Source organism: Kitasatospora sp. NPDC036755, assembly GCF_040636595.1.
In the GTDB taxonomy this organism is placed as follows: Bacteria; Actinomycetota; Actinomycetes; order Streptomycetales; family Streptomycetaceae; genus Kitasatospora.
This window is the reverse complement of the sequence record NZ_JBEZUT010000323.1, coordinates 1-9,913: the sequence shown is the minus strand read 5'-3', so window position 1 is coordinate 9,913 and position 9,913 is coordinate 1. Positions and strand designations below refer to the sequence as shown.

Genomic DNA, 9,913 nt, shown 5'->3' with positions numbered 1-9,913 from the left:
GGACGGGCGGACGTCGGAGCGGGCCGGCTGCTCGGCCGCCTCGGCGGTCCGGCCGGCCAGCGCGGCCCGGGCGGCGGCCAGCGCCACCCGGGCGAGCAGCGGATCCTCCCGCAGGCCGGCCGCGCGCTTGGCGCTCTGGCAGGCGGTGCACCAGACCGGCGAGGCCGGCCCGTCCGGGTACACCATCTCCTCGGGCGGCAGGTAGTGCCCACCGCACTCGACGCACTCGAAGACGAACCTCATCCGACGATCACCGTCCCGGATCCGTGGCACCGACCGCAGGGCGACCAGAAGGTGTGGACGCTGGGCACCATGCTTCCTTCCTCGTCCAGTTCGACCGTTGCCTCGGTCTTCTGGGTCCCCCCGGACCCGCCGCACCCGGAACAGGACTGAACCTCGGGCATATGCCGTCCTTCCGTGGCGGAGCACCACCGTAGCGCGATTCTCCGTCAGGAAGCACCGCTCGCCGCGATCCACCACCCGTACGGGTAGCGCCGGGCCCGCCCGGAACGGGTGTCGGCCCCCCGCCTGAGCACCAGAGCGGGGGGCCGACCGTCCGAGGTTTCGACCGTCCGAGGTTTCGAACGTCCGAGGGGCTGATCCCCCGGAGGGGCGATCGGGTGAGGAGCCGTCAGCCGCGGGCGGCCCGCAGGAACTCCCGGTTCATCGCGGCGATGCTGGGCAGCGGGATGCCCTTGGGGCAGGCGGTCGCGCACTCGCCGGTGTTGGTGCAGCCGCCGAAGCCCTCGGCGTCCATGGCCGAGACCATGTTCCGCACCCGGGCGGCCCGTTCCGGCGCGCCCTGCGGCAGCACGTTGAGGTGCACCACCTTGGCGGAGGTGAAGAGCATCGCCGAACCGTTCGGGCAGGCCGCCACGCAGGCGCCGCAGCCGATGCACTCGGCGTGCTCGAAGGCGGTGTCGGCGACCTCCTTGGGGACGGGCGTGGCGTGCGCCTCCGGGGCGGCGCCGGTGGGGGCGGTGATGTAGCCGCCGGAGCCGATGATCCGGTCGAAGGCGGAGCGGTCCACCACCAGGTCCTTGACCACCGGGAACGCCGCCGCCCGCCACGGTTCGACGTCGATGGTGTCGCCGTCCCGGAAGTGCCGCATGTGCAGCTGGCAGGTGGTGGTGCGCTCGGGGCCGTGCGCCTGGCCGTTGATGACCATGCCGCAGGCGCCGCAGATGCCCTCGCGGCAGTCGTGGTCGAAGGCGACCGGCTGGTCGCCGCGGGTGATCAGCTCCTCGTTGAGGGTGTCCAGCATCTCCAGGAAGGACATGTCCGGGCTGATCCCGCTGACCTGGTAGGTGGTCATCGAGCCGGGCGCGTCCGGGCCCGCCTGGCGCCAGATGCGCAGGGTGAGGTTCATGCGTAGCTCCGCTGGGTGGGGTGGACGTACTCGAAGTCGAGTTCCTCGCGGTGGAGGACGGGTGCCTCGCCGGTGCCGGTGAACTCCCAGGCGGCGGCGTAGGAGTACTCCTCGTCGCGGCGGGCGGCCTCGCCGTCGGGGGTCTGGCTCTCCAGGCGGAAGTGGCCGCCGCAGGACTCGGCGCGGTGCAGCGCGTCCAGGCACATCAGTTCGGCCAGTTCGAAGTAGTCGACCAGCCGGTTGGCCTTCTCCAGCGACTGGTTGAGCTCCTGCCCGGTGCCCGGCACCTTGATCCGGCGCCAGAACTCCTCGCGCAGGAGCGGGATCCGCTCCAGCGCCCGCCGCAGCCCGGCCTCGTCGCGGGCCATCCCGCACTCGTCCCAGAGCAGTTCGCCGAGCTCGCGGTGGAAGGAGTCCGGGGTGCGGTCGCCGTCCACCGCGAGGATCAGGTTGAGCCGGTCCTCGACCTCGGCCTCCACCTCGGCGAGCACCGGGTGGTCGGCGGGCACGGCCGGCAGCGGGTGGCGGGCCAGGTAGTCGTTGATGGTGGGCGGCAGCACGAAGTAGCCGTCGGCGAGGCCCTGCATCAGGGCGCTGGCCCCGAGCCGGTTGGCGCCGTGGTCGGAGAAGTTGGCCTCCCCGACCGCGAACAGCCCCGGGACGGTGGTCTGCAGGTCGTAGTCGACCCAGAGCCCGCCCATCGTGTAGTGGATCGCCGGGTAGATCCGCATCGGCACCCGGTACGGATCCTCGGCGGTGATCCGCTCGTACATCTCGAAGAGGTTGCCGTACTTGGCCTCGACGGCCTCCCGGCCCATCCGGCGGATCGCGTCGGCGAAGTCCAGGTAGACGCCCTGGCCGCCGGGGCCGACGCCGCGGCCCTCGTCGCAGACGTTCTTGGCGGCCCGGGAGGCGATGTCGCGCGGCACCAGGTTGCCGAAGGACGGGTAGATCCGCTCCAGGTAGTAGTCCCGTTCCTCCTCCGGGATCTGCCCGGGCGGCCGGTCGTCGCCCCGCGCCTTGGGAACCCAGATCCGGCCGTCGTTGCGCAGCGACTCGCTCATCAGGGTGAGCTTGGACTGGTGGTCGCCCGAGCGCGGGATGCAGGTCGGGTGGATCTGGGTGAAGCACGGGTTGGCGAAGTACGCGCCGCGCCGGTGCGCCCGCCAGACCGCGGTGGCGTTGGAGTTCTTGGCGTTGGTGGAGAGGTAGAACACGTTGCCGTAGCCGCCGCTGGCGAGCACCACGGCGTCCGCGGTGTAGGAGCGGATCTCGCCGGTGACGAGGTCGCGGGCGACGATGCCGCGGGCCCGGCCGTCGACCACCAGCAGGTCGAGCATCTCGGTGCGCGGGTGCAGTTCCACGTTCCCGGCCGCGATCTGCCGGGAGAGCGCCTGGTAGGCGCCGAGCAGCAGTTGCTGGCCGGTCTGGCCGCGGGCGTAGAAGGTCCGGGAGACCTGCACGCCGCCGAAGGACCGGGTGTCCAGCAGGCCGCCGTACTCGCGGGCGAAGGGCACGCCCTGGGCCACGCACTGGTCGATGATCTCCACCGACACCTGGGCCAGCCGGTGCACGTTGGACTCGCGGGCGCGGAAGTCGCCGCCCTTGACGGTGTCGTAGAACAGCCGGCGGATCGAGTCGCCGTCGTTGCGGTAGTTCTTGGCCGCGTTGATGCCGCCCTGGGCGGCGATCGAGTGGGCCCGCCGGGGGGAGTCCTGGAAGCAGAACTGGACGACGTGGTAGCCCTGTTCGGCCAGGGTGGCGCCGGCCGCGCCGCCGGCCAGTCCGGTGCCGACGACGATCACGGTGTGCTTGCGCCGGTTGGCCGGGTTGACCAGCTTGGCGTCGAACCGCCGCTGGTCCCAGCGCTGTTCGATCGGCCCCTCGGGGGCCTTGGCGTCGGCGACCGGCTCGCCGAGGGTGTAGTCCTGGTAGGTCATTTCACGACTCCGGTCATCACGGCCACGGGGACGGACAGGAAGCCGGCCGTCAGCACCAGCGCCAGGCCGTTCGCGATCAGCTTGAGCGCCCGGTCGCGGCGGGCGTTGTTGGCACCGAGGGTCTGCGCGGCGCTCCAGAACCCGTGCCGGATGTGCAGGCCGACGGCCAGCATCGCGACGACGTAGAACACGTCGACGTACCAGCGGCCGAAGGAGGCCACGATGTTCTGGTACGTCTGGGCGTGGTCGGTGCCCGGGTTCACGGTCAGCGTGGTGAGGTCGAGGATGTGCCAGACGATGAACAGCGCCAGGATCACCCCGCCCCAGCGCATGGTCCTGGTCGCGTAGCTCGCGCGGCGGCGCCGGTGGGCGTACTTGCTCGGGCGGGCCGCGAGGTCGCGGCGGCTGAGCTGGTACGCGGAGACGCCGTGCAGCACGACCGCGGCGAGCAGGCCGGCCCGGGCGATCCACAGGAACCACTCGTGGCCGAGGAAGGGCCGGCCGATGGTGCGCAGCCAGGCCGCGTAGCCGTTGATGTCGTCCGGGCCGAAGAACACCTTGAGGTTCCCCAGCATGTGCGCGACCAGGTAGAGCAGCATGGCCAGTCCGGTGACGGCCATGACCGCCTTCTTGCCGACGGTCGACCGCCACAGGGTCGCCAGGGTGGACGGATGCCGGGCCGTCCGAGTCGCGGTTGTCATGGCTGCAACGGTAGGGACGGCTACCAGGGTGCGTCCAAGACATGATGCGGCTCGTGACGATAGGCGGTGACTATCGATGCGGCCTATCCTGGTCCTGTGCAGCTCCAACAACTCCGCTACTTCCTGGCCGTCGCCGAGACCCGCCACTTCACCCGGGCCGCCGAGGCGGCGCACGTCGCGCAGCCGTCCCTCTCGCAACAGATCCGTTCGCTGGAAAGGGAGTTGGGTGCCGAACTGTTCCACCGCACCCGGGGCAACATCGCGCTCACCGACGCCGGGGACGCCCTGCTGCCGCTGGCCCGGCGCATCCTCGCGGACACCGAGAGCGCCCGGCTGGCCGTGCAGGAGACGGTGCAGCTGCGCCGCGGCAGGGTCCGGCTGGGCGCGCCGCCGAGCCTGTGCACCAGCCTGGTGCCGGATGTGCTGCGGGTCTTCCGGGACCGCTACCCGGGCGTGACGCTGGTGGTCCGCGAGGGCGGCTCGCGCGACCTGGTCGGCTGGCTGGCCGCGGGGGAGCTGGACCTCGCGCTGATCATCACCCCGCCGAGCGGCGAGCAGGCGCCCGCGCCGGCGGTCACCGAACTGCTGCACGAGGAGCTGGTGCTGGTCGCGGCCGAGCGGCGGGCCCGGCGGGGCAAGGTCCGGGTGACGGAGCTCAGGGGCCGGCCGCTGGTGATGTTCCGGGAGGGCTACGACGTCCGCGAGGCGACCCTGGCGGCCTGCCGGGCGGCCGGGTTCGAGCCCGAGTTCGCGGTGGAGGGCGGTGAGATGGACGCGGTGCTGGGCTTCGTCCGGGCCGGGATCGGGCCGGCCGTCGTCCCCGGCATGGTGGCCGCCCGCTCCGGCCTCGCGGTGACGGCCTTCGCCGGGCCGGAGCTGGGCCGCACCATCGCCCTGGCGCACGGCCACGAGGTGCCGCTCACCCGCGCGGCGGAGGCGCTCCGGGAGACCCTGCTGGCGCACCTGCGGGACGCCGCCCGGGACGGTGAACTGCCGCCGGGCACCCGGCTGTTGCTGTGACGGGGCCCGGGCGCCGGCCCGGGCCCCGTCCGTCGCGCGGTCAGGCCGGCAGGACGGCCTCGATCGCGGCGACCAGCTCCTCCGACTCCGGCTCGACGCGCGGGCGCAGCCGCGCCACCACGGTGCCGTCCGGGGAGACCAGGAACTTCTCGAAGTTCCAGGAGACGTCCCCGGCCTGGCCCTCCTCGTCGGCGACCTCGGTCAGCCGGGCGTACAGCGGGTGCCGGCCGTCCCCGTTGACGTCGATCTTCTCGAACAGCGGGAAGGTCACGCCGTAGGTGGTGGAGCAGAAGGACCGGATCTCCTCGGCGCTGCCCGGCTCCTGCCCGGCGAACTGGTTGCAGGGGAAGCCCAGGACGGTGAACCCGCGCCCGGCGAAGCGCTTCTGGAGGTTCTCCAGGCCGGTGTACTGCGGGGTCAGGCCGCACTTGGAGGCGACGTTGACGATCAGCAGCGCCTTGCCCTTGTGGTCGGCCAGCGAGGTGGCCGCGCCGTCGAGGGTGCGCAGCGGGATGTCGTACAGGCTCACGGGGGTGGTCCTTTCGGGGATTCGTCGGGCCGGGCCTCTTCCGGGGCCACGGTAGCGGCCGCGACCTGATCAACCGCGGGCGGCGTGCCGGTGTTCCGGGCGCGCGGGGGCACGGGGGCGTGCGGAGCGGCTCGTCCGCCCCCGTGCGGCCGGTGCGCGCGCCCGGCCGCGGCGTCACCGGAGCCGCGTGCCCGGCCGGGTCCCGCCCGGGGGCGTTCAGCGCGTGAGCGGCCTGATGGCCGTCGGGGCGTGCTCCGGGAGGGTGGCCAACTCCTCGAACTCGTTGACCTTGTCGATGTCGGCGGCGGCCATCGAGATGTTGGTGACCCGTTCCAGGATCGCCTCGACCACGACCGGGACGCGGAACTCGGCGGCCAGCTTCTTGGCCTCCTCGAAGGCCGGCAGCAGGCCCTCCGGCTCGGTGACCCGGATCGCCTTGCAGCCCAGGCCCTCGACGACCTTGACGTGGTCCACACCGTAGGCGCCCAGCTCCGGCGCGTTGACGTTCTCGAACTCCAGCTTGACCTGGAAGTCGATGTCGAAGGCGCGCTGCGCCTGGCGGATCAGCCCCAGGTAGGAGTTGTTCACCAGCACGTGGACGTAGGGGATGCGGTGCTGGGCGCCGACGGCCAGCTCCTCGATCATGAACTGGAAGTCGTAGTCGCCGGAGAGCGCGACGACCTGACCCCCGGGGTCGGCGGTGGCCACGCCCAGCGCGGCCGGGATCGTCCAGCCGAGCGGGCCGGCCTGGCCGCAGTTGATCCAGTGCCGCGGCCGGTAGACGTGCAGCAGTTGCGCGCCGGCGATCTGGGACAGCCCGATGGTGGTGACGTAGCGGGTCTGCGGCCCGAAGGCACGGTTCATCTCCTCGTACACGCGCTGCGGCTTGAGCGGTACGTCGTCGAAGTGGGTGCGGCGCTGGAGGCGGGCCCTGCGCTCCTGGACGGAGGCGGCCCAGGCGCCGCGGTCCCTGAGCGTGCCGGCGTCCCGCAGCTCGCGGGCGGCCTCGACGAACAGCTCCAGCGCGGCCCCGGCGTCGGAGGCGATGCCGAGGTCCGGGGCGAAGATCCGGCCGAGCTGGGTGGGCTCGATGTCGACGTGGACGAAGGTGCGGCCCGCGGTGTAGACATCGAGTCCGCCGGTGTGGCGGTTGGCCCAGCGGTTGCCGATGCCGAGGACGAAGTCGGAGGCGAGGAAGGTCTCGTTGCCGTAGCGGTGCGAGGTCTGCAGTCCGACCATGCCGGCGTTCAGCTCGTGGTCGTCCGGGACGGTGCCCCAGCCCATCAGGGTCGGGACCACGGGGACGCCGGTGAGCTCGGCGAACTCCAGCAGCAGGTCGGCGGCGTCGGCGTTGACCACTCCGCCGCCCGCGACGATCAGGGGGCGCTCGGAGCGCTGGAGCAGCGCGAGGGCCTTCTCGATCTGGGCGCGGTTGGCGGCCGGCTTGTGGACCGGCAGCGGCTGGTAGAGCTCCGGGTCGAAGTCGATCTCGGTCAGCTGGACGTCGATCGGCAGGTCGATCAGGACCGGACCGGGGCGGCCGGAGCGCATCAGGTGGAAGGCCTGCTGGAACACGCCGGGGACCTGCGCGGCCTCCAGCACGGTGGTCGCGGCCTTGGTGACGGGCCGGGCGATCGAGGCGATGTCGACGGCCTGGAAGTCCTCCTTGTGCAGCCGGGCGACGGGGGCCTGGCCGGTGACGCAGAGGATCGGGACGGAGTCGGCGATCGCCGAGTACAGGCCGGTGATCATGTCGGTGCCGGCCGGACCGGAGGTGCCGACGCAGACCCCGATGTTGCCGGCCCTGGCGCGGGTGTAGCCCTCGGCCATGTGGGAGGCGCCCTCGACGTGCCGGGCCAGGGTGTGCCGGATCCCGCCGGAGGCCTTGAGCGCGGCGTAGAACGGGTTGATGGCCGCGCCCGGCACGCCGAACGCGACCTCGACGCCTTCGAGCTTGAGGATCTCCACGGCCGCGCGGGCGGCTGTCATACGGGGCATCGGATCTCTCCTGCGTCGGCCCGCAGTGGCTCGGAGGGCTCATCTCCTGAATTCCACCATACGGAAGATGGTTTCCTTTATGTGGAATACGGTAGGGCGGGGTCCGTCGGGGCGTCAAGGGGACTTCAACAGAATGTGGAAGCCGGGCGGAGGCGTCCCCGGAGTGCCGATTCGTACGCCAGAACGGCCACCGGCCCGGTGTTCCCGAGGAAGCGGACGCTCCGCGCCGGAAAGCGCAGCCGGTGTGCAGTGCCGGTGAAGGGACGGTGTCACCGGTGGGCCCGCCCCGCAGGGCTGGGTACCGTCGGTGGCACGCCGGGCCCGTGACGTCCAACTGAGGCCGCGGCAAGGGGGGTTGGGGAGCGCCGGTCGAGCGGGGGAACTCCGCCGGTGGCCCCGTCCAGGACCAGCGCGCCCGGTCCGCCGCACCCGAGCGAGGGACGCACCCCCTGGCCGCACCGACCCGACACCCGCCGCCGCGCACGGTCCGACCGGACCCGCGGCCGTACCGCTGTCGCCGCCCCTCCGCGGTCTTCCCCCGTCCTCCTGCTCCCCGCCCTTGCAACGGCGCGCCCGCTGCGGCGGGCGCGTGGAAGGAACGCTCCCATGCGCTGCTGCACCCCTGTCCGGTCCCTGGCGGTGACCGGGTGAACCCGCCGCCCCACCGGAGCGACAGCCCGCCGGGCCGGCTCCGCAAGCACGGCCCACCGGGCCGTCCCCGCACCCCCGCCGTCCTGCGCGGCATCCCCTGGCGCCACGACCTGCCGGCCTCGCTGGTGGTGTTCCTGGTCGCCCTCCCGCTGTGCGTCGGGGTGGCCGTGGCCTCCGGCGTCCCGGCCGAACTCGGGCTGGTGACCGGCATCGTCGGCGGCCTGGTGGCCGGCCTGCTGCCCGGCAGCAGCCTCCAGGTCAGCGGGCCCGCCGCCGGCCTGACCGTCCTGGTCGCCGACGCGGTCCAGCGCTTCGGCGTCGGCGCGCTCGGCCTGCTGGTGCTCGGCACCGGCCTGCTCCAGCTGGCGATGGGCGCCCTGCGGCTCGGCCGCTGGTTCCGGGCGATGTCCGCCTCCGTGGTGCACGGCATGCTGGCCGGCATCGGACTGACCCTGGTGTTCGGCCAGCTCTACGCGCTCGCCGACCGCCGCGCCCCCGCCACCGGACCGGAGAAGATCGCCGGACTGCCCGCCCTGCTGGGCGACGTGCTGACCGCGGCGGCCGCCCCGGGCGCGGTCGCCCTCGGCCTCGGCACCCTGCTGGTCCTGGTCGGCTGGAAGTACCTGCCGCAGCGGGCCGCCCGCGCCGTCCCCGCCCCGCTGGCCGCCGTCGGCCTGGCCGCGGCCGTCACCGCGGCCGCCGACCTCCCGGTGGCCCGGGTCCGGGTGGCGGGGCTGCTCGACGTGGTGCACCTGCCCGACGGCGACGCGCTCACCGCCCTGGCCGGGCCCGCCGGGCTCGGCACGGTCGTCGCCTTCACCCTGATCGCCTCCGCCGAGACGCTGTTCAGCGCCGCCGCCGTCGACCGGATGCACCACGGCCCGCGCACCGACTACGACCGCGAACTCACCGCCCAGGGCGTCGGCAACACCGTCTGCGGGCTGCTCGGCGCGCTGCCGATGACCGCGGTGATCGTGCGCAGCGCGACCAACGTCCAGGCCGGTGCGCGCACCAAGGCCTCGCGGGTGCTGCACGGCGGCTGGCTGCTGCTGTTCACCGCGCTGCTGCCCGGCGCGCTCGGGCTCGTCCCGCTCACCGCGCTGGCCGCCGTGCTGGTGCACGCGGGCGCCAAGCTGGTGCCGGTGCGCCGGATCGTCGCGCTCTGCCGGGAGCACCTGGGCGAGGCCCTGGTGCTGGTGGTGACGGCGGCCGCGATCATCACGACCGACCTGTTCGAGGGAGTGCTGATCGGCGTCGGCCTGGCGGTGGCCAAGTCGGCCTGGCAGACCTCGCACCTGCAGATCGCGGTGGAGGAACGGGAGCGGCCGGACGGGCAGCCGGTGCACCGGGTGCGGCTGAGCGGCAACGCCACCTTCCTGCGGCTGCCCCGGCTGCTGGACACCCTGGAGAAGCTGCCGGAGGACCGGCCGGTGGAACTGGACTGGTCCGGGCTGCGCCACCTGGACCACGCCTGCACGGTGGCGCTGGTCTCCTGGGCCGACCAGCACCGGGCCCGCGCCAGCGCGCCGCTGGCGGTCGAACCGCCGCTGCCCGGCGCGGTCTGACGCCCGCTCGGGCCCGAAGGCTAGCCTGGTCGCCGGTCCGGGTCGATCACGCTGGAGTGGCCCAGCAGGTCGCGCAGGACCAGCAGCGGGTCCGACTTCGTCAGGTACAGGGCCAGCGCGGCGTCCTCGCCGGTCTTGGC

The 9,913-nt window shown here is 73.2% G+C and carries 8 protein-coding genes; 2 read left to right on the top strand and 6 right to left on the bottom strand.

All coding sequences use genetic code 11. The features are described 5' to 3' along the window. From AB0E96_RS33365 to AB0E96_RS33350, 4 genes are all read right to left on the bottom strand, one after another. The coding region (locus AB0E96_RS33365) for a hypothetical protein (RefSeq protein ID WP_359829540.1) at positions 1-243 on the bottom strand (243 nt) is incomplete at its 3' end. Between the two features lie 388 nt (positions 244-631). Continuing rightward, on the bottom strand, positions 632-1,369 hold the full coding sequence (locus AB0E96_RS33360) for a succinate dehydrogenase/fumarate reductase iron-sulfur subunit (protein ID WP_359829539.1): 738 nt from the start codon (positions 1,367-1,369) through the stop codon (positions 632-634). Next, positions 1,366-3,309, bottom strand: a complete 1,944-nt coding sequence (locus tag AB0E96_RS33355; RefSeq protein ID WP_359829538.1) for a fumarate reductase/succinate dehydrogenase flavoprotein subunit — start codon at positions 3,307-3,309, stop codon at positions 1,366-1,368. The genes AB0E96_RS33360 and AB0E96_RS33355 overlap by 4 nt, the downstream gene beginning before the upstream one ends. Further along, on the bottom strand, positions 3,306-4,010 hold the full coding sequence (locus AB0E96_RS33350; RefSeq protein ID WP_359829537.1) for a succinate dehydrogenase cytochrome b subunit: 705 nt from the start codon (positions 4,008-4,010) through the stop codon (positions 3,306-3,308). The genes AB0E96_RS33355 and AB0E96_RS33350 overlap by 4 nt, the downstream gene beginning before the upstream one ends. A 96-nt stretch (positions 4,011-4,106) precedes the next feature. On the opposite strand from AB0E96_RS33350, the gene AB0E96_RS33345 reads away from it, so the two are divergent. Then, positions 4,107-5,030: a LysR substrate-binding domain-containing protein gene (locus AB0E96_RS33345; protein ID WP_359829536.1), complete on the top strand. Its 924-nt coding sequence runs from the start codon at positions 4,107-4,109 to the stop codon at positions 5,028-5,030. A 40-nt stretch (positions 5,031-5,070) separates the two neighbouring features. Here AB0E96_RS33345 and AB0E96_RS33340 read toward each other — a convergent pair whose 3' ends face one another. Both AB0E96_RS33340 and gcl read right to left on the bottom strand, forming a co-directional pair. Beyond that, on the bottom strand, positions 5,071-5,559 hold the full coding sequence (locus AB0E96_RS33340) for a glutathione peroxidase (RefSeq protein WP_359829535.1): 489 nt from the start codon (positions 5,557-5,559) through the stop codon (positions 5,071-5,073). A 216-nt stretch (positions 5,560-5,775) separates the two neighbouring features. Then, a complete protein-coding gene (gene gcl / locus AB0E96_RS33335; RefSeq protein ID WP_359829534.1) occupies positions 5,776-7,557 on the bottom strand; it encodes a glyoxylate carboligase in 1,782 nt (593 codons plus the stop codon). 734 nt (positions 7,558-8,291) lie between these two features. Here gcl and AB0E96_RS33330 point away from each other — a divergent pair. Next, positions 8,292-9,773 carry a SulP family inorganic anion transporter gene (locus AB0E96_RS33330; protein WP_359829541.1) on the top strand — a complete coding sequence of 494 codons (1,482 nt, stop codon included), beginning with the start codon at positions 8,292-8,294 and terminating at the stop codon, positions 9,771-9,773. The last annotated feature ends 140 nt before the right edge of the window (positions 9,774-9,913 follow it).

Coding starts and splice junctions, on each gene's coding strand:
- AB0E96_RS33360 (WP_359829539.1), bottom strand. CDS start 1,369: ATGAACCTCACCCTGCGCATCTGGCGCCAGGCGGGCCCGGACGCGCCC.
- AB0E96_RS33355 (WP_359829538.1), bottom strand. CDS start 3,309: ATGACCTACCAGGACTACACCCTCGGCGAGCCGGTCGCCGACGCCAAG.
- AB0E96_RS33350 (WP_359829537.1), bottom strand. CDS start 4,010: ATGACAACCGCGACTCGGACGGCCCGGCATCCGTCCACCCTGGCGACC.
- gcl (WP_359829534.1), bottom strand. CDS start 7,557: ATGCCCCGTATGACAGCCGCCCGCGCGGCCGTGGAGATCCTCAAGCTC.